18 protein-coding genes are annotated in these 18,784 nt (G+C 42.8%); 13 read left to right on the top strand and 5 right to left on the bottom strand.

Features of this window, described 5'->3' with window-relative positions; genetic code table 11:
• Positions 1 to 14: 14 nt before the first annotated feature.
• A complete protein-coding gene (gene rbsB, locus MPH60_RS20975) occupies positions 15 to 935 on the top strand; it encodes a ribose ABC transporter substrate-binding protein RbsB (protein WP_241589466.1) in 921 nt (306 codons plus the stop codon).
• A gap of 184 nt (positions 936 to 1,119) precedes the next feature.
• Here rbsB and gdhA read toward each other — a convergent pair whose 3' ends face one another.
• On the bottom strand, positions 1,120 to 2,502 hold the full coding sequence (gene gdhA, locus MPH60_RS20970; RefSeq protein ID WP_241589467.1) for an NADP-specific glutamate dehydrogenase: 1,383 nt from the start codon (positions 2,500 to 2,502) through the stop codon (positions 1,120 to 1,122).
• Between the two features lie 160 nt (positions 2,503 to 2,662).
• On the opposite strand from gdhA, the gene MPH60_RS20965 reads away from it, so the two are divergent.
• The 3 genes from MPH60_RS20965 (at position 2,663) to MPH60_RS20955 (ending at position 6,278) form a co-directional block, all read left to right on the top strand.
• Complete coding sequence (locus MPH60_RS20965) at positions 2,663 to 3,568, top strand: LysR family transcriptional regulator (RefSeq protein WP_241589468.1); 906 nt, start codon at positions 2,663 to 2,665, stop codon at positions 3,566 to 3,568.
• A 407-nt stretch (positions 3,569 to 3,975) separates the two neighbouring features.
• Positions 3,976 to 4,968 (top strand): PTS transporter subunit IIC, encoded by a 993-nt coding sequence (locus MPH60_RS20960; protein ID WP_101224027.1) that lies wholly within the window; start codon positions 3,976 to 3,978, stop codon positions 4,966 to 4,968.
• A 110-nt stretch (positions 4,969 to 5,078) separates the two neighbouring features.
• The gene (locus MPH60_RS20955; RefSeq protein WP_241589469.1) at positions 5,079 to 6,278 is read left to right on the top strand and encodes a class I SAM-dependent rRNA methyltransferase; all 1,200 of its coding nucleotides are present in this window, start codon (positions 5,079 to 5,081) and stop codon (positions 6,276 to 6,278) included.
• 86 nt (positions 6,279 to 6,364) lie between these two features.
• On the opposite strand, the gene MPH60_RS20950 is transcribed toward MPH60_RS20955, so the two are convergent.
• Positions 6,365 to 7,036: a lysoplasmalogenase gene (locus MPH60_RS20950; protein ID WP_241589470.1), complete on the bottom strand. Its 672-nt coding sequence runs from the start codon at positions 7,034 to 7,036 to the stop codon at positions 6,365 to 6,367.
• Positions 7,037 to 7,169: 133 nt separating this feature from the next.
• Positions 7,170 to 8,432: a dicarboxylate/amino acid:cation symporter gene (locus MPH60_RS20945; protein WP_230176049.1), complete on the bottom strand. Its 1,263-nt coding sequence runs from the start codon at positions 8,430 to 8,432 to the stop codon at positions 7,170 to 7,172.
• A gap of 166 nt (positions 8,433 to 8,598) precedes the next feature.
• Between MPH60_RS20945 and MPH60_RS20940 the strand changes: the two genes are divergently transcribed.
• From MPH60_RS20940 to MPH60_RS20930, 3 genes are all read left to right on the top strand, one after another.
• A complete protein-coding gene (locus MPH60_RS20940) occupies positions 8,599 to 9,405 on the top strand; it encodes an alpha/beta fold hydrolase (RefSeq protein WP_241589669.1) in 807 nt (268 codons plus the stop codon).
• Positions 9,406 to 9,688: 283 nt separating this feature from the next.
• Positions 9,689 to 10,444, top strand: coding sequence for a threonine/serine exporter family protein (locus MPH60_RS20935; protein ID WP_207438687.1), 756 nt, complete (start codon positions 9,689 to 9,691; stop codon positions 10,442 to 10,444).
• A gap of 16 nt (positions 10,445 to 10,460) precedes the next feature.
• Positions 10,461 to 10,910 carry a threonine/serine exporter family protein gene (locus MPH60_RS20930; RefSeq protein ID WP_241589471.1) on the top strand — a complete coding sequence of 150 codons (450 nt, stop codon included), beginning with the start codon at positions 10,461 to 10,463 and terminating at the stop codon, positions 10,908 to 10,910.
• A gap of 107 nt (positions 10,911 to 11,017) precedes the next feature.
• Here MPH60_RS20930 and MPH60_RS20925 read toward each other — a convergent pair whose 3' ends face one another.
• Both MPH60_RS20925 and MPH60_RS20920 read right to left on the bottom strand, forming a co-directional pair.
• Positions 11,018 to 12,556, bottom strand: coding sequence for a solute symporter family protein (locus tag MPH60_RS20925; RefSeq protein ID WP_241589472.1), 1,539 nt, complete (start codon positions 12,554 to 12,556; stop codon positions 11,018 to 11,020).
• A 14-nt stretch (positions 12,557 to 12,570) separates the two neighbouring features.
• On the bottom strand, positions 12,571 to 12,909 hold the full coding sequence (locus tag MPH60_RS20920) for a DUF485 domain-containing protein (RefSeq protein WP_241589473.1): 339 nt from the start codon (positions 12,907 to 12,909) through the stop codon (positions 12,571 to 12,573).
• Positions 12,910 to 13,164: 255 nt separating this feature from the next.
• Between MPH60_RS20920 and MPH60_RS20915 the strand changes: the two genes are divergently transcribed.
• The 6 genes from MPH60_RS20915 (at position 13,165) to MPH60_RS20890 (ending at position 18,572) form a co-directional block, all read left to right on the top strand.
• On the top strand, positions 13,165 to 14,115 hold the full coding sequence (locus MPH60_RS20915; protein WP_241589474.1) for an efflux RND transporter periplasmic adaptor subunit: 951 nt from the start codon (positions 13,165 to 13,167) through the stop codon (positions 14,113 to 14,115).
• A 1-nt stretch (position 14,116) separates the two neighbouring features.
• Positions 14,117 to 14,857 (top strand): ABC transporter ATP-binding protein, encoded by a 741-nt coding sequence (locus MPH60_RS20910; protein WP_245406229.1) that lies wholly within the window; start codon positions 14,117 to 14,119, stop codon positions 14,855 to 14,857.
• Positions 14,790 to 15,974 carry an ABC transporter permease gene (locus MPH60_RS20905; RefSeq protein WP_241589671.1) on the top strand — a complete coding sequence of 395 codons (1,185 nt, stop codon included), beginning with the start codon at positions 14,790 to 14,792 and terminating at the stop codon, positions 15,972 to 15,974. Before MPH60_RS20910 ends, MPH60_RS20905 begins: the two co-directional genes overlap by 68 nt.
• Positions 15,975 to 16,084: 110 nt before the next feature.
• Entirely contained in the window at positions 16,085 to 16,756 is a 672-nt protein-coding gene (locus MPH60_RS20900) for a response regulator transcription factor (RefSeq protein WP_241589475.1), read from the top strand.
• A gap of 10 nt (positions 16,757 to 16,766) precedes the next feature.
• Positions 16,767 to 18,005 (top strand): sensor histidine kinase, encoded by a 1,239-nt coding sequence (locus tag MPH60_RS20895; RefSeq protein ID WP_241589476.1) that lies wholly within the window; start codon positions 16,767 to 16,769, stop codon positions 18,003 to 18,005.
• Between the two features lie 114 nt (positions 18,006 to 18,119).
• Positions 18,120 to 18,572, top strand: coding sequence for a hypothetical protein (locus MPH60_RS20890; protein ID WP_241589477.1), 453 nt, complete (start codon positions 18,120 to 18,122; stop codon positions 18,570 to 18,572).
• Positions 18,573 to 18,784: the final 212 nt, after the last annotated feature.

Raw genomic sequence — 18,784 nt, 5'->3', positions numbered from 1 at the left:
AAGAGGTGTAATCAATGAAAAAAATAGTATCGATCATCATGGTTCTTTCTTTAATGGTCTTGGCTGCCTGTTCAATGGATTCTGGTCTAAAAGATGATAAAAAAGAAAAGAAAGACTCCATGAAAGACGTGAAAGTCGGAGTCAGCATCTCTACTTTAAACAATCCATTCTTCGTTTCCTTAAAAGATGGTATTGAAAAAGAAGCAAAAGAAAAAGGCATGAAAGTCACAGTTGTCGATGCCCAAGATGATACGGCAAAACAAATCAGCGGAATTGAAGATCTAATCCTTCAAAAGGTTGATGTCCTACTTGTGAATCCTACTGACTCTGCGGCAATATCTTCAGCCGTTCAATCAGCTAATGAAGCGGGCATTCCCGTTATCACGATTGACCGCTCTTCAGACGAAGGAGACATTGAAACGTTCATCGCTTCCGACAATGTGGCTGGCGGGGAAATGGCTGCAGAATATCTAGTTAAGGAGCTTGGCGAAAAAGCGAAAGTAGTGGAACTTGAAGGGGTATCTGGTGCATCTGCAACTCGTGAACGCGGGAAAGGTTTCCACAATATTGCGGACAAGCAGTTAGATGTCCTGACAAGCCAAACGGCTGAATTCGACCGGACAAAAGGGCTTAACGTCATGGAAAATATCCTGCAAGGCAATAAAGATATCCAAGCGGTATTCGCCCATAATGATGAAATGGCACTAGGAGCCATTGAAGCAATCAAGGCAGCTGGAAAAGACATCATCGTCGTTGGTTTTGACGGAAATGATGATGCATTGAAAGCAGTTGAAAACGGTGAATTAAAAGCTACGATTGCCCAACAACCGTCACTTATCGGTGAAGAAGCGGTTAATGCGGCTGAAAAGATCTTAAAAGGCGACAAAGTGGATGACACAATATCCGTTCCATTGAAATTGGTCACCAAAGAATGATTGCCATACAAACAATGAGGGTGCCGGAACTTTTCCGGCACTCCTTTTTTTAATTTCGTTGATGTTATCTGATTGTGGATATTCAGCTTGAATTGGTATGAATGAGAGAGTGTAAGAAAGTGAGATCATTCTTTTACAAAAGTAAGGCGGCCCATGTCGGACCGCCTCCTAAATCAACTGATTGCTAGAGTATACCTTGAGTCAGCATCGCATCCGCCACTTTAAGGAATCCGGCAATATTGGCCCCTACAACTAAGTTGCCAGGCTCACCATATGCTTCTGCAGCCTCTACACTGTTTTTATAGATGTTCTTCATGATTTCATGCAGCTTGGCATCGACTTCTTCGAAAGTCCAAGGCATTCTGGCGCTGTTTTGGGCCATTTCGAGTGCAGACACGGCTACACCGCCTGCATTGGCCGCTTTTGCTGGTCCAAAAAGGATGCCGTTATTAAGGAAAACGTCAATGGCCTCAAGGGTTGAAGGCATATTAGCACCCTCGCCGACTGCCTTCACATTATTTTTTACCAGTAATTTTGCTGCTTCTTCATCGATTTCATTTTGTGTGGCACAAGGCAATGCGATGTCACATGGTACAGACCAAATGCCGTAGCTTCCTTCATGGTATACAGCTTCAGGGTGCGCATCGACATACTCGCTCAAGCGTTTTCGTTCCACTTCTTTTAGGCGTCGTACTGTATCCAGGTTCAGACCATTTTCATCATATATGTAGCCATTGGAGTCGCTGCATGCAACCACTTTCGCGCCTAGCTGTGCAGCCTTTTCAATGGCATAAATGGATACATTGCCAGATCCGGAGATAACGACGGTGCTGCCATGGAATTGTAACCCTTTGTCTTTTAGCATTTCTTCAACAAAGTAAACCGTTCCATATCCAGTCGCTTCTTTACGGGCCAAGCTTCCGCCATAACTAATGCCTTTACCAGTTAGAACACCGGCATGGTAGCTGCCTTGCATCTTTTTATATTGACCGAACAGGTAACCAATCTCTCTTGCACCGACTCCGATGTCACCAGCTGGTACGTCTGTATCAGGGCCGATATAGCGAGATAGTTCCGACATGAAGCTTTGGCAAAAACGCATGATTTCTGCGTCCGATTTTCCTTTTGGATCGAAGTCCGACCCGCCTTTTCCCCCACCGATCGGCTGGCCAGTAAGAGAGTTTTTAAAGATTTGCTCGAAACCAAGAAACTTTATGATGCTGGAATTGACAGTGGGATGGAATCGGAGACCGCCTTTGAATGGTCCGATTGCACTGTTGAATTGCACACGAAAACCACGGTTTACTTGAACATTGCCCAGGTCATCAACCCAAGAAACACGGAAGGTGATCATTCTTTCAGGTTCGACCAGCCTCTCCAATATTCCGTTTTTCATATATTCAGGATGTTTTGCAAAAACGGGGATCAGTGAAAGGAATATCTCCTTTACAGCTTGATGGAACTCATTTTCGTGAGGATTACGCTCCTTTACCTGTGCGTATACTTGACTTACGAACTCTTTGGCGACTTGTAATTCCTCATGCTCGACTTCTTGTGAAGTGGTCATTGTTCTCTCTCCCTTAAGGTAATATAGTGGTTTTAAAATATTAATTGAATAAGATATCGGTTTTTAGATGATACTTTCATGATATAATTTAAAAATAAAACAAACAATCTGAATATTAGATAAGTAGCATGCTGTTTTGATATGGAAGAGGGAGCTTAGAGTGGAATTAAGGCAAATCGAATATTTCATTGAAGTGGCAAAGCGTGAACATATGACGGAAGCAGCAGTGAACTTGCATGTTGCCCAGTCAGCTGTCAGTCGTCAAATCTACAATTTAGAAGAAGAATTGGGCGTACCACTATTTATTAGGGATGGCCGAAAGATTAGATTGACGCCTATCGGACATACCTTTTTAGCGAATATGGAGCAAGCTATGGATATAATCGATCGTGCCAAGCGTGAGATGGCTGAAAGCCTGCACCCAGAAAAAGGGACAATCCGGATTGGCTTTCCCAGCAGTTTAGCTTCTTATGTATTGCCAAGGGTCATTTCCGACTTCAGGGAAGGTTATCCGCAGGCAAAATTCACATTGAAACAAGGTTCATATCGATACCTGATAGATTCGGTAATAAAAGGTAACATTAACATGGCCTTGATCGGTCCTCTGCCGATGAATGAAAAGAAAATCAAAGGTGAAACGCTATTTATTGAGAAGTTAGTCGCCCTTTTACCGGAAAGTCATCCTTTGGCCTTGAAGAAATCACTATTCTTGAATGAGCTTCAAGGAAACCCGTTCATCCTATCTCCAAAGGGTTATGTATTAAGGGATCTCGTTATGAAAGCCTGCAAACTGCATGGCTTTGAACCGGAAGTGGCATTTGAAGGAAAAGATACTGATGCCATAAAAGGCCTGGTGGCAGCAGGTCTGGGTATAACCTTGATACCTGAGATTTGTTTGATCGATAGCTTGCCGCGTTTTACGGTTAAATTGCCGCTGGAGGAACCTTCTGTTACCAGGGCTGTAGGTGTCATCGTTCCAACTGATAGGGAACTGATGCCAACGGAGAAATTGTTTTACCAATATTTGAAGGACACTTTCGCAAAATTGGAAGGTTTTCAAAAATAGGATGGTATCTATTAGAAAAGTCGTAAATCCAGCTAATGAAAGAATCCCTAACCGGGTTCTTTTTTTTGTCGCACATGTACCGAAATATCCCCAAATAGACATCTTACAATGGGGATAAATTATTTTTAAATAATAAATTATTGGTTCTTATTGGATAGTAATGTGTTAAATCTTTATTTTTGAAAGCGCTTTTATTTTATTAGAATAAAAATATCACTTACATTATCAGAAAATTCATGTTATTATACGGGAAGACATTAGCAGACATTTAGGTAGCGGTACGATATACTTAATAGGCTTTTTTTAAATGAAAACCTTTATTTTTTTTGATTTTTCTAAATTGAATATTCTGATAACTAACGAGGAGTGGAGATAAAGTGAGCAGGAAAGAATACATCAGCGATCGAATGTACAAGGCATCAACAGGGATAGCCAACGCTGTCTTGGTTACATTAGGGATCGGGTTATTGTTTGAATCCATAGGGGGCTATTTAGGCTGGGAGGTCTTCATGGCAATAGGCGGGGCCGCGAAGGTCTTGCTAGCGCCAGCTTTAGGAGCAGGTATCGCATATCAGCTTGGTGGAAATTCATTAATTATCTTTAGCGCCATGGCTTCAAGTGCTGTTGGAGGTGCTGCCATTCATAGAACTGCAGAGGGTGCCTTCACGATTGTTACGGGTCAGCCGCTAAGTGCTGTCTTGGCAGCAGTGATTGCAACATATATAGGTAAGCGCCTAATCGGCAAAACGAAGTTGGACATCATGGCCATCCCAATGGGAGCAGTTCTTGTAGGTGGGGTTTCGGGATATGGCCTGGCTCTTGTCACCACTCCGCTCCTAACATGGATAAGCAGTCAAACCACGGCTGCGGTCGAGGGTTCTCCCTTAATCGGTTCCATGGTCATAGCCTTGGTATGGAGCATTTTATTGATGACACCGGCGTCTTCCGCTGCACTGGCGATCGCCCTGCAATTAGATCCCGTTTCCAGTGCTGCAGCTCTAATTGGATGTACCGTTCAGTTTGTCGGGTTCACTGTCATGTCTTATAAAGATAATGATATGGGCGGGTTCCTGGCACAGATGGTCGTTACGCCAAAAGTCCAATTTCCTAACCTGATCAAAAAGCCTTTATATGTAATTCCTCCTTTTGTGGCGGCAATCATCTGTGCACCTATCGCAACCTTGGCATTCGATTTTCAAGTGCCGTATGAGCTTGGTGGAATGGGGTTAAGTTCAATGATTGCACCGATTGCCATCATAACTGGTCAGGGGTTGTACACGTTCTTGGTTTATGTGGCAGTGGGCATGGTATTGCCAGCTGTGATCACACTTGCCTTGCATCGGGTATTGAAGATGATGGGTAAAGTTAAGCCAGGCGATCTTCATTTAGAAGTTTCATAATCAAAGTTTTCTTGGAAACCAGCCTGGTTAAGGAACCGGGCTGGTTTTTATTTATAAAGGGATTAGGGTAAAATGGGGAGGAAAGCATTTGCATAGATAGGATGATATAGATGGGAAAAGAAATAGATATAAAAGTGAAAGCTAAGTTCGTGAGTAAAATCAGCAAGGGTTTTCCCTTGATTGTTAAAGAGTCGATAGCCAACCTTAATGACCTTCAGGAAGAGGGGGCCTTGGTGCGTTTGGTGGATGAAAACAACCGCTTTCTGGCAAAAGGTTATTATGGTAAACAGAATAAGGGCTATGGCTGGGTATTGACCCGAAGAGAAAATGAAAAAATCGATCAATCCTTCTTTAACGGCAAAATCCAGGCAGCATATGAATTCCGGAAGTCTTTTTTTGAAGATGGTGAGACTACAGCTTTCCGCTTGTTTAATGGGGAAGGCGATGGGATTGGCGGTTTAATCATTGATCATTATGATGGTCACTATGTCATTAGCTGGTATAGCAAAGGGATATATTCCTTTAAAGACTACATCATTAAGGCATTGCAGGAAACGGTCGAGGTCAAATCGATTTATCAAAAGAAACGCTTTGATACAAAGGGGCAGTACGTGGATGAAGACGATTTTGTCATGGGCGAACAGCCGGCATTTCCGCTTCTTGTAAAGGAGAATGGAGTCCATTTCGCTGTCTATCTGAATGATGGGGCCATGGTCGGTGTCTTCCTTGATCAACGCGATGTCAGAAGGAAAATCCGGGATGAATATGCCAAAGGGAAAACCGTGTTGAATATGTTCTCCTATACTGGGGCATTCTCCGTGTTTGCCGCTTTAGGCGGTGCTGTTAAAACAACTAGTGTCGACCTGGCGAACCGTAGTTTACCAAAGACGATCGAGCAGTTCAGTGTTAATGAAATAGACCCCGAAGCCCACAATATCGTGGTGATGGATGTTTTTAAATATTTTAAATATGCAGTGAAGAAAGCTCTGAAGTTTGAAATGGTCATCCTCGATCCGCCCAGCTTTGCCAAATCGAAGAAGTTTACTTTCAGTGCCGGAAAAGACTACACAAATCTATTGAAAGATACCATTTCCATTACGGAAGACAATGGGGTCATTATCGCCTCAACTAATTGCAGTACGTTTGATATGAAAAAATTCAAGAGCTTCATTGATGTTGCTTTTAAGGAAATGGATGGAAAATACGAGATCATGGAAGAATTCTCATTACCGGCTGATTTTAAAACAATAAGGGAGTATAAGGAAGGGAACTATTTAAAAGTAGTCTTCATTAAGAAAATTAAAGGGTGAAAAAGGGCGTCCACAGTTCCATTAGAGCTGAGGATGCCTTTTTTAATGAAAAATTGTTTCATGTGAAACGAACGGATCCTCGAAAATCAAAGGTTTGGCCGTTCACTTTTCAAACCTTTCGATAAATGAAAAGGAGGATTCATGCGAATGCTGTTAGCGATGCAAAACTGGGCTGCATAGTAGGTAAGCATGATCAGTGGACCAGAATAGGCAACATCATCGATGAATTTGTTCCAAGATAAAATGGAGTCTGAAATCACGAACAGGACCCCGCCGATGATTGCGGCCGTATTTCCGGTCATGAATGCCGCCCAGCCCATGAGGGAGATGACCGTTACATAACAGATTACAGGGATGATGAGGGTATGTTCACCTTTTTCAATTAAAGAATGTACAATTTCACGGCCAATCCAAGTGGAGTAAATGCAAATCGGAACAATCGTCGCAAATCGAAGCCATGAAAAGCTCCATAGTCTAAAGAATGCTGAAATATAGAAAAGGTGGCCAATCAAGAAGGCGGAAAGCCCGATGACGAACCAGATTAACAAACCATCTCCAAGCATGCAAAAGAATAAACCAAGAAGTATCAAGGTTTGGTAACGATTCCGTCTTCCCACAGTTGTGTAGGCATAGAGCAAAATCAATAACATGGGGATGACCTTGAACATGATTTTAATCATTAAAGGCTCTTCCGGTATAAAAAAAATATATAATAGCCCCGTGATAGTGATTGCGGCAGGTAAGCATTTCATTAACATTCATTTCCCTCCTTCACCTTTAATTCTATGCAAGGATATGGAAACCCTGTCAATTAAAGAACTGTATACAAGAAAGTCGTCAAAATGAAAAAAACTGACTCCCGATTAACCAGGAGTCAGTTCAGTTATAGAATCATACAGCTTCTTTAACGAATGCTTGTTTTAACCAGTTTTTTCCCTCAACAAGCCGTGTGACAAGCATGGCACAAACCGTGTTTCCCGTTGAGTTGAGCAGTGTAGCGGGAGCATCGATGATCGTGGATATAACGGCAATGATCGGCAGGACTTCAACAGGGAAGCCGAATACACTAAGAATCAACATTTCCCCAATCATGCCGCCCCCAGGAATGGCACCCATAACAGCTCCTACCAAAAAGGCAACAGCAAGTATACTTAAAATGCTAGAAATGCTTGTCATATCCTTTCCAAATAAGCTGAATAGGAAAACGATTTTCAATACACCGCCGAATACCGAACCATCTTTATGGGTGTTGGCTCCGAGTGGGATGACAGTCTCCGCTATATCCTTAGGCACGCCCATTTTCTTGACTGATTCAAGATTGACTGGAATGGATGCGGCACTAGAACAAGTTGCGATGGCTGTAATGGATGGTGTCAGGGCATTTTTCCAAAATAGTTTAACTCCATCTTTCCCGCCTGCAATAAAGGCATACAAAGTGAAGAAGCCGAAATAATAAATCAAGGCCAAGACTAGATAAAGAATGAAAGTGCGAGCGTAGCCTTCTAAAATCTGCGGTCCAAGCTGCCCGATAATCGCCGCAAAATAAGCACCAAGTCCAATTGGAGCATAGTACATGACGATTTTGACAACCTTCATCATGACAGCTGTACCCGCTGTCAAAAACTCAGTAATCGGTCTTGCCTTCTCACCGACCAGTGCAGTGGAAAGTCCGATTAGTACAGAGAAAACGATAAGCTGAAGCATATTGCTTCTGGAGAACAATTCTGGGAAATCGGAAACGGTTACCGTGTTGACCAGTTGACTGAAGAAAGATACTTCTTCGATGGTCTCTTCAGGGGAACTGTTTTCCATCAGTTCTTTAATGGCTGTCGTATCTGTGCCTTCCAACGGATTGACAATGGTTGTCCCAATAAATCCAATGACGGCGGCCAAAGCGGCTGTTGTCAGGAATACGAGAACGATACTTCCCATGATTTTTCCGAGACGCTTCATTCCGCTCATATTGGCAATCGCTGAAGCAATGCTGAAAAATACCAATGGCACGATGATCGTGAACATCAGATTTAAGAATAAGTCCCCTAGAGGCTGTATGATCGAGGTTTTATCCCCGAAAACGACACCCGCTATCCCGCCGATAATAATGGCGGTGAGCAGTATTAAAGAGGATCGATAGTTTTTGATAAAACTCTTCATTAAAATTCCGTCCTTTCAGGATGAAGATATCAATAAAAATATACTTCATTATCAACTCTAAAATCAGGTTTGACAATATATTTTTATAGGAAGGAATGTTAAAAGAAGAAATGCAATAAATAATAATGGGGAATGGATGGTGAAAATATGAAGAAGGAGGGATAGAATAGCATTTATTGAGGTGGAGGAAGGCGTTCGGTTGTTTTATGAAGAAAAGGGCCAGGGGAAACCGATTATTTTTATCCATGGTGTGTGGATGAGCAGCCGGTTCTTTAAAAGGCAGCTTCCGTACTTTTCAGAAAAATATAGAACGATCTTACTTGATTTAAGAAGCCATGGCCAGTCAAATCATGTACATTACGGAAATACGGTCTCCGTTTATGCAAAAGATCTTCATGCGTTCATAGGTGAACTGGGATTAAGGGATGTCATACTTGTAGGCTGGTCGATGGGGGCATTTGTCGTCTGGGAGTATCTTAAGCAGTTCGGTGAGGAAAATATTCATTCAACCGTGATTGTGGATGAATTGGCATCTGATTTCAAGTGGCCCGATTTTAATATCGGCGCATTTGATATGGACACGTTGATTGCCTTCATGACTGAAATTCAAACGAATCGTTCCCCATTTTTGCAAAGCTTCCTTGCTTCCATGTTCAACAATGAATTATCTGCAGAGGATGCAAGCTGGATGCTTGGGGAAGTGACCAAAATGCCGGAATCCATCGCCAGTAGCATTCTATTTGACCAATCGATTGTGGACTATCGTGAATTTTTGCCAGAAATCAATATTCCGACACTTCTCTGTTTTGGAAGGCATGAAAAGGTCATTCCTGTAGCTGCAGGGGAACATTTGCATAAAAGCATTCCGAATTCCAAACTAGTAATCTTTGAAGATAGCTGTCATTGTCCATTTATGGAAGAAAGCGATTTGTTTAATGAAACAGTGGATTGCTTCATTCAAAAAGGAGTATAGTCGTACAGGGTAAGAAAAAAGGGGATGCAGTGACCGTGCCTGCACTCCTTTTCATTATGGATATAATTGAATTTTCTTTCAACTAAACGGTTTCGGCAGGAAATAAAGGGAATACTGGTACTAAGGAAGATAGTAGGGAAGGTTAATGGAATTGATAAATTAAATAGGTAATATTTTTATATCCTTTTCACAGGAATTGGGCTATTATGAGGTGGATTTAAATTGGTGTGATCGTTATCTGTTATTGAGAGAAACTCATGCAGGAAGTGATGGAGAGGATAAAATGGATGATCGTTTACCATACAATGAAATTATAGATGTATGTTTACTTGCGGGAAAAATCATGCTTCAGAACGGAGCGGAAACGTCAAGGGTGGAAGATACGATGGTTAGGATCGCTGCAGCGTTTGGGTGCGGTGAATCACACAGTTTTTCGACCCCTACTGGAATTATTTTTTCGCTGGATGGCATGCACCCAGCTTCAAAATTGATCCGGGTTTCCCAACGATCTACAGATTTACATAAAGTGACGCTGGTTAACAGTATATCCCGAAGCATTTCCAGCAAGGAAATGACACCGGAGGAAGCATATTTACGGTTAAAGCAAATCGAAAAGGCCGGGATGGGGTATCCCATGTGGGTACAGGTCTTTGCTGCATTCATCGCGAGCGGCTGCTTTTTAATCATGTTCCAAGGACAGTGGAATGATTTCATCTGGTCCTGTATAGCTGGAGGAATGGGATTCTCATGCCTGCTTTATTTGCACTGGTTACTGGAAGTTCGTTTTTTTGCTGAATTCATCGCCTCTTTAGTCGTAGGATTAGTAGCTATGTTTTTTGTCCAGATTGGAGTTGGGAGTCATTTGGACACGATAATCATCGGAGCGGTGATGCCGCTTGTGCCAGGACTGTTAATTACGAATGCAGCCAGGGATTTAATTGCAGGGCATTTGGTTTCGGGTCTATCCAAGGGTGCTGATGCAGGTTTGACTGCTTTAGCCATTGGGGCAGGAATATCGGCTGCGTTTGTTTTCTTATGATTTTAGGGGAGGAAGAATGATGATTGCACAGCTTATTACAAGTTTCATTGCCTCAGCAGCCTTTGGAGTCATCTTCAATGTACCAAAAAATTCATTGTTTCATTGTGGTTTCGTAGGGATGTTAGGGTGGATAATATATTTTGTTCTGGTTGAAAATGAGATAAACACCATCATTGCAACATTAACGGCTGCATTTATCGTTGCGGTTATCAGCCAGTATTTTGCTAAAAGGTATAAAACGCCGATTACGATCTTCAATGTATCGGGAATCATCCCCCTTGTGCCTGGAGGTTTGTCTTATGATGCGATGAAGCATTTTGTCGGAAATGATTTTTATGTCGCCGTTCAGCTGGCAGCCAAGGTCTTCATGTTGGCTGGTGCCATTGCGATGGGGCTGATCTTTGCAGAAGTCATGAACCAGGTAGTAACTAAGTACAATAGAAGGAAGTTAAGATTGAGAAGCTAGCGGGAATCTTCCTGATGAATATGTTCTAAATAAAGAGAAAGGAGAGCAGGTCGAAAACCCTGATCTCCTTTCTCTTTTTGATATTTTAAAATAATAATAAATCTAGCTTATATAGGATCTTTCATCCCGGTGTTAGCCGTGACCAGGATTTCGTCGTATTTTTTGGCATCAGCTTTCTTGCTTGACAGAAGTGTTCCGGCGATGGCTGCGATAAAACCAATCGGGATGGAGATGATGCCTGGATTGGCAAGCGGGAATAATGGCTCCCCAACGAATATTGCCGCTCCTTCTACAGGTGACCAGACATTGGGACTTAGGAACACAAGCAATAAAGAACTGACCAGTCCAACTATCATGCCCGTGACAGCCCCGGCTGTGTTAAAACGCTTCCAGAATACCGTGAAGACAATGATTGGCAGATTGGCACTGGCAGCGACGGCAAAGGCAAGTGAAACAAGGAAAGCGACATTCATGTTTTGGGCAAATAAGGCAAGGATGATGGAAAGGACGGATACTCCAATGGATGCCCAACGAGCAGCAACGACTTGTTCCTTGTCAGTGGCTTCGCCTTTCCGGATAATGTGGCCATAGAAGTCATGGGCAAAAGCAGATGCTGCCGATAGGACGAGACCTGCTACAACCGCTAAAATGGTTGCGAAAGCAACAGCAGAGACGAAGGCGAACAGGAAGTCACCCCCAATGGCTTCGGCAAGCAGCGGAGCAGCCATATTACCGGCTGCATTCGCGGCAATGATTTTGTCGTATCCAACAAAAGCTGCCGCTCCAAAGCCGAGGAAAATGGTCATTATATAAAAGATGCCAATGATCCACGTGGCATATACTACGGACTTACGGGCTGTGATGGCGTCTTTCACCGTAAAGAAACGGATGAGAATGTGAGGCAGTCCAGCTGTACCGAGTACAAGCGCTAAATTAAGGGATAAAGTATCCAAAGGATCCTTGAATTTGTTACCTGGGTTGAGGAAATCCCCGCCCAAAGGAGTGGCTGTTTTCATTTGCTTGAACATCTCGATCACGCTAAAGTCGAATTTCGCCAACACGATGATGGAGATGATGAATGTACCTGCCATCAATAAAACGGCTTTAACGATTTGGACCCAACTGGTGGCCGTCATACCGCCAAATACGACATATACGGTCATTAAAATACCTACAATGATGACGGAGTAAAGATAATCAATTCCAAGTAAGAGTTTTATAAGGGCACCTGCACCGACTAATTGGGCGATCATATAAAAGGTTGAAATGGAAATGGTGTTAAGGGCAGCAACCCCGCGTACTTTCTTTTCATTGAAACGGGCAGCGATCATGTCTGCCAATGTATACTTGCCAAGGTTACGGAGCGGTTCGGCCACGATATAAAGAACGACCAGATACGCAACGAGAAAACCTATGCTATAGAAGAAACCATCAAATCCAGAGAGTGCGACCATGCCGGCTATCCCCAAAAATGAGGCGGCGGACATATAATCTCCCGCAATGGCCCAGCCATTCTGCCAGCCAGTAAGGCTGCTGTCAGCCGTATAAAAGTCCGCGGTCGTTTTGGTGCGCCGTGAAGCAAAATAGGTAATGATCAATGTTAGTCCGACAATGATTAGAAATAATATAAAAGCAAGTATATTCATTGTGAATTCACCTTTTATCCTTTCGCTTCTTTAACGATTTTTTCTACTAATTGGTCAAATGTCGCAGCTTTTTTGGAATAGAGGATGCATAATGTCCAGGTCATGACAAATTGAGCGAAGGCAAAAATCCAGGCCCAGCTGATTGTCCCGAAAGCAATTGAGTTAAGAACTTTAGAATAGGAAGTTAGTATGGGTAGGGTGAAATAAAAGACCATGAAAAAGATGGATAGCGGGACGATGAAATTGCGTTTTTTCCTTAAGAGCTCTTGAAAAGATTGTGATTGGACGATCTTGGTGTAGTCCGTGGAAGCGCTCGCCTCGGTTTCCTTAGCAATTGAATCGTTTGATGCCAAGTTGGTTCCCCCTTCATCATTAATGATTTGGTTTTCATTACCAATTTCCGATAACAGTATCAGTATATAATTTTCAGAATATATTGTAAATTTAAATGCTGAAAATAAAGCATTTTTCGTTCGACATAGTTTTTTATGGTTACGTACAAGCAAAAGCTGCTTGCTGATTGAAATCAAACACGTGGCCATTAAGGAAAAGTTAAGCTTCTTTCACGATACTGGTTTCAACGAAGGAAATCTGAAAGGAGAAAAGTGATGAAAAAGTTGATAATGATAGGTACGGTTTTAGTGCTGGCGATTGGGGGATGCGCTTGGTTTTTCATGAAGGACAATGCTGAGCCTGTCATTGCAAAGTCGGTGACGGCTACAGTTGAAAAGGGAGATCTTGAAGTTCAAATAAGCGGTTCCGGATCGGTCGCCGCAATCAATAGTGAGGACATCACTTCCTCGGTAACGGATGAAGTGGATGAAGTCCTTGTAGCGAAGAATGAATTGGTTGAGAAAGGTGATGAACTCATTACCTTCACGGATGGAAGTGACCCGGTAACGGCGCCATTCGATGGTACAGTGACAACATTGGATGTAGAAGAAGGAGATCGTGTATCAAGCAGTGAAGTGGTGGCACATGTTACGGATTATAAAAAATTGAAAACCACGATCAGTGTTGATGAATTGGATGTTCCAAGCGTTAAAAAAGGACAAACAGTTGAAATTAAAGCCAGTGCTTTTGAAGATGAAACATTTACGGGGGAAGTGACCAGTGTAGCAAAGGAAGGTACATATGAGAATGGAGTTTCTACGTTCGATGTCACGATCAAAATTGACAAACCCGGCGATATAAAAATTGGGATGTCGACTGAAGTGAGCATTTTGACAAATCGTGTAAAAGATGCTTTATATGTTCCGATTGAAGCAGTCCAAATCGACGGGGAAGAGAAGTATGTGAATATACAACAATCCGGTACAACTGAAGGAGCTGCCAGTACAAAGAAAGTGGTTAAGACTGGGATCAGCAATGATAGGTATATTGAAATAACTTCAGGTCTGGAAGAGGGCCAGTTTGTATCATTGCCTATTACCATCAATGAAAGCTCAACTGGCAGTGACGGCGAAGGAATGAGGGGAGGCCAAGGAGGCGAAATGAGAATGCAGAGTGGCAGCGGAATGCCGAGCGGCGGGATGCCAAACGGCAAGGGAGGTCAGTAAAATGGCGAAACCCATCATAAAAATTAAGAACATGTCTAAATCATATGAGTTAGGCGGTGAAACGGTTAAGGCCCTTCAAGATGTCTGTCTTACAATTGATAAAGGCGATTTCATTTCCATCATCGGACCTTCCGGATCAGGGAAATCGACGTTCATGAATATGATTGGCTGTCTTGACAAGCCTGACAAAGGTGAATATCTTCTTGATGGAAAAGAAGTGGAAAAGATGAAGGGTAATGAGCTGGCTGCCATACGTAATATAAAAATTGGATTTATCTTTCAAAATTTTAACCTGTTGGCAAAACTGACAGCGTTGGAGAATGTCGAACTTCCCTTGGTTTATAGAGGGGCAAGCATGAAGGAAAGAAGGGAAGTGGCCAATGCATGCCTTGATAGGGTCGGTCTGAGTGACCGGAAGAATCATCTGCCGACCCAACTGTCGGGTGGACAACAGCAAAGAGTTGCGATTGCAAGGGCACTTGCCGGTAACCCTCCCGTTTTATTGGCGGATGAGCCGACGGGGGCACTTGATAGTAAAACGAGTAAAGAAGTGCTGCAGATGCTGAAGGAATTGAATGAAAAGGGACAAACAATCATTCTTATAACCCATGATTTGGAAGTGGCAAAAGAAGCAACTCGTGTCGTTCGGATACAGGATGGTCAGTTATTTGAAAATGGAGGTGATTGGATTGAACCTGAGCGAATCAATGAAGATGGCTATACGCAGTATCAAAACCAATAAAGTCAGAGCATTTTTAACCATGCTTGGAATCATAATTGGTGTTGCCTCCGTAATCGTTCTGGTTTCGATCGGGCAGGGTTCCTCACAGTCCGTTCAAGATGAGATAAATAGCCTGGGAACGAACCTGATAACGGTAAGTGTCACGGATACCGACTCCGTGGAGCTGACGAATGAAACAATTAAACAGTTCAAAGAGATAAGCGGGATATCGGAAGTGGCGCCTGTGGTCACTGGACGCGTTTATGCTAAAAATGGAGAAGCTTCGGCACAGGTTTCAATGACCGGTGCAACTTCATCCTACTTATCAGTCAGGGATCTGGAGCTTAGTCAAGGCCGGTTTTTGACGGATATGGAAACGGAATTACGCTCCAAGGTCGTTGTCCTGGGATCAGATACAGCCGCCACGCTTTTTGAAAATCAAAAAGCGGTGGACCAGAACGTTCTCATCGGCGGCGTTTCCTATCGCGTGATCGGTGTGCTGAAATCGGTAGGCACCTCAATGGGATCGAGCGGGGATGATGTAATCATTGCACCGATCACCACTGCCGAGCGGGCTGCAGGCAGCACAACAATCGGAACCGTATATTTAAAAGCGGAGAACGAGAATATCATGGATATGGCGATGTACCAGGTACAAGGTACGATGACCACATCATTCCCGGAACAGAGTGATAACTATTCGGTGTCCAATCAAGAAGATCTGATGGATACAATGAGCTCTGTGTCGGATACGTTCACTCTCATGCTTGGCGGCATTGCCAGTATTTCGTTATTGGTAGGCGGAATTGGAATCATGAATATCATGTTGGTTTCCGTCTCGGAGAGGACAAAGGAAATCGGAATTAGAAAAGCAATTGGGGCAAATCGGAAATCGATTCTTCTTCAGTTTTTAATTGAAGCGATGGTCTTGAGCTGCTTAGGGGGATTGTTGGGAGTTGGAATTGGAGTGGGAATCGCAAAATTGATTTCAGTTTTTTCAAGCTTAACGATTAGTTATTCATGGTCGGTGACATTGTTTGCCTTCTTATTCTCTATTTTAATCGGGATAATGTTTGGCGTATTTCCTGCCAATAAGGCATCCAGGTTAAATCCAATTCAAGCACTGCGTCACGAATGAACATACAAATTGAGAGAAAGCAGGCGATTAAAAGCCCGCTTTCTTTTGCATATGAAAAAGGATAAAATCAACATATATATCACAATTGAAGCGGCTGGGAGGTACCCTGAATGAAGGTTTTGGTGGTAGAAGATAATGTTTCATTATTAGAATCGATCCGACAGATTCTGATGGATGAATATGAAGTCGATACAGCGGATAATGGGGAAGATGGGCTATTCATGGCCCAGCAAAGTATATACGATATCATCATTTTGGATGTTATGCTTCCAGGAATCGATGGATTTGAAATCGTACGGAAAATCAGGGAAGCAAAAATCGATACAAGTGTCTTGTTTTTGACGGCAAAAGATGCGCTTGAGGATCGAGTCAGAGGATTGGAAATGGGTGGCGATGATTATTTAGTCAAGCCGTTCCAGGCACCGGAACTTAAGGCCAGGATTCGTGCCCTGCTTCGAAGGAGCGGCATTATATCGCTTGCGCAGCATGTGAAATACCGTGGTATCGAACTGTTGGAAAAGGAAAAGGATATTTTGATTGATGGAAAGGTCATTAAAATGACCTTGAAACAGTTTGAATTACTGGAGTACTTAATTCAAAATAATGGGAAAATATTGACCCGTGAGCAAATTTTTGACCGCATTTGGGGGTTTGATTCGGATACGACGATTGCCATTGTCGAAGTGTTCATCCATCATCTTAGAAAAAAGCTGGAACCTTTCAATTATCATAAAGATATTCAAACCGTACGCGGAATTGGTTATATGCTAAAACAACCATAAGGGGATCATTATGTTCCAAAAAACACGGCTTCAACTAACATTATTGAATTCTATCGTCTTTATCGTCTTAATAGTCATATTAAGCAGAACGATTTATTTCTATACGGAAGACCAGATCTATAAGGATGTCAATGATTCACTTATAAAGGATTACAGGGATTTCAATAATGGCGGCATGCCAGGCGGACGTCCGCAAGGTGAGTTTCTCTTAGGACCGGGGCCAAGCGTCATCGTTTGGGGACCGGATGATACGATCATTGAGCCAAGACTGAGTGTAGACCATTTTTTTAAGGTCAATGAACAAAAATTCTTCCCTAAAACTTTTGATGACATTGAAGAAATATCAGTGAATGGATACACGTATCGGGCCCTTTCCACCCAGGTCGATACGGGGTATGGAGAGATGGCCGTACAATTCATCAGGAATGTGGATACAGAAAAGGAAATGCTCGATCGCTTGCTGCTCATATTGTTTGTTGGTGGAGGAATTGGAAGTTTAGTGGCGGTGGGCGCTGGCTATCTTCTGGCAGGACGGGCTTTGATTCCGGTCAAGAAATCCTGGGATCAGCAGCAGCAGTTTGTCTCGGATGCTTCACATGAAATTCGAACGCCGCTTGCTGTCATTCAATCGCGGGCTGATTTGCTATTTCAATCACCTAACGCGACAATCGAGGAAAAAGCAGTTGATATATCCATCATTTCGAAAGAAGTCCGCCGATTGAATAAGCTTGTTAACGGACTTTTAACCTTGACCAGAACGGATTCGAATCAAATGGAAGTTAAGAAATCGAACTTTTTCCTTGATGACTTACTTATGGATATCGTGGAACAGTATACGGATATCGCTTCTTTTCAAGAGAAATCAATCATTAGCCATGCTCCCGAACAGGTGGTGTTTCATGGGGATAAAGAGAGAATTCATCAGCTATTGGTGATCTTGGTGGATAATGCCATGAAATTCACCGAGGAAGGCGGGGAAATTTCCCTATCCTGCATCAAGAATGCTTCATCCATCATTCTTACTGTAGAGGATAATGGAGTAGGCATCCCGCAGGAAGAACTCCCCTTGATTTTTAACCGTTTTTACCAAGTCGAGCAATCCCGTTCGGCAAATGAAGGCTCTGGCTTAGGTCTATCCATAGCCAAATGGATTGTAAACACCCATCAAGGGAACATCAAGGTTACAAGTGAGCAGAATGAACGGACCCGTTTTGAAATCACTTTTCCGAGAAATCAAAGGAAAAATTAGCTGCCATCCAATACGAAAAAGACCCTTACTTTCTTCCTTGCTGCTTAAGGAAAAATTAAGGGTCTTTTTAGATAATCATCTTATAAATACATTTATTTTCGGAGGAGAATATTGATGAAAAGACTTGGTAGGTTACACTTTCTGGTTGGAATATTGGTTTCGGTCCTCTTAATGGCCCAAGCAGTCATCGGGATCATGATGTATGTGGATGGCAGCGGCAATGAACCCATGAACCGACAAGCGGTGATGGGTCAGCCTGCCGACCGCAGCAATTCAACAGAATCGGATGATACGGAAGAATCGGCTAATAGCAGTACGGCGACAGATGATTCATCGACGGAAACGGCAACTAATGATACGCAGGGCACTCCACAAGGGGGGCCAAATGGTTCCGGGACTCCAGGAGAAATGCCAAGCGGCGGCGGTTTCCAAGGCAGAGACTCTTTTGCAGGTAAATTCATCGACTTTTATCAAGGGGCAGGTGGCTTGGCCGCATCCATCATCATCTTTGTAATTGGAGTCGCTGGATTAGCGACAACGGTGATATCCAGAAAAACAGCTGCCTGAATAGTCGATATTATTTGAGGCAAGAGAAGGTCCCTTTCGAAGGGGAGCCTTCTTTTTTTATTCACGAAACCCATTATTGTCACTAATTGTTATTTTAAAAAGGGAAATAATAATTGCACTAAAAAAAATATTAGTTTAATATAGACTTCTGGAGAGGTACGTACATGTATTTTGGATGAAAGAGAAAACGTTTGCATAAATTATTTGAGGGT

This window comes from Peribacillus sp. Aquil_B1, assembly GCF_022603275.1.
Taxonomy (GTDB): domain Bacteria; phylum Bacillota; class Bacilli; order Bacillales; family DSM-1321; genus Peribacillus.
The sequence above is the reverse complement of the archived record's forward strand: the minus strand, read 5'-3'. Positions and strand labels throughout refer to the sequence as shown.

What these genes read in the sequence shown, in the direction of transcription:
- MPH60_RS20935 (WP_207438687.1), top strand. Translation starts at nt 9,689, where the DNA reads ATGGATGATCGTTTACCATACAATGAAATTATAGATGTATGTTTACTT.
- rbsB (WP_241589466.1), top strand. Translation starts at nt 15, where the DNA reads ATGAAAAAAATAGTATCGATCATCATGGTTCTTTCTTTAATGGTCTTG.
- MPH60_RS20895 (WP_241589476.1), top strand. Translation starts at nt 16,767, where the DNA reads ATGTTCCAAAAAACACGGCTTCAACTAACATTATTGAATTCTATCGTC.
- MPH60_RS20910 (WP_245406229.1), top strand. Translation starts at nt 14,117, where the DNA reads ATGGCGAAACCCATCATAAAAATTAAGAACATGTCTAAATCATATGAG.
- MPH60_RS20915 (WP_241589474.1), top strand. Translation starts at nt 13,165, where the DNA reads ATGAAAAAGTTGATAATGATAGGTACGGTTTTAGTGCTGGCGATTGGG.
- MPH60_RS20930 (WP_241589471.1), top strand. Translation starts at nt 10,461, where the DNA reads ATGATGATTGCACAGCTTATTACAAGTTTCATTGCCTCAGCAGCCTTT.
- MPH60_RS20905 (WP_241589671.1), top strand. Translation starts at nt 14,790, where the DNA reads ATGGAGGTGATTGGATTGAACCTGAGCGAATCAATGAAGATGGCTATA.
- MPH60_RS20925 (WP_241589472.1), bottom strand. Translation starts at nt 12,556, where the DNA reads ATGAATATACTTGCTTTTATATTATTTCTAATCATTGTCGGACTAACA.
- MPH60_RS20900 (WP_241589475.1), top strand. Translation starts at nt 16,085, where the DNA reads ATGAAGGTTTTGGTGGTAGAAGATAATGTTTCATTATTAGAATCGATC.
- MPH60_RS20950 (WP_241589470.1), bottom strand. Translation starts at nt 7,036, where the DNA reads ATGTTAATGAAATGCTTACCTGCCGCAATCACTATCACGGGGCTATTA.
- gdhA (WP_241589467.1), bottom strand. Translation starts at nt 2,502, where the DNA reads ATGACCACTTCACAAGAAGTCGAGCATGAGGAATTACAAGTCGCCAAA.
- MPH60_RS20890 (WP_241589477.1), top strand. Translation starts at nt 18,120, where the DNA reads ATGAAAAGACTTGGTAGGTTACACTTTCTGGTTGGAATATTGGTTTCG.
- MPH60_RS20960 (WP_101224027.1), top strand. Translation starts at nt 3,976, where the DNA reads ATGTACAAGGCATCAACAGGGATAGCCAACGCTGTCTTGGTTACATTA.
- MPH60_RS20945 (WP_230176049.1), bottom strand. Translation starts at nt 8,432, where the DNA reads ATGAAGAGTTTTATCAAAAACTATCGATCCTCTTTAATACTGCTCACC.
- MPH60_RS20955 (WP_241589469.1), top strand. Translation starts at nt 5,079, where the DNA reads ATGGGAAAAGAAATAGATATAAAAGTGAAAGCTAAGTTCGTGAGTAAA.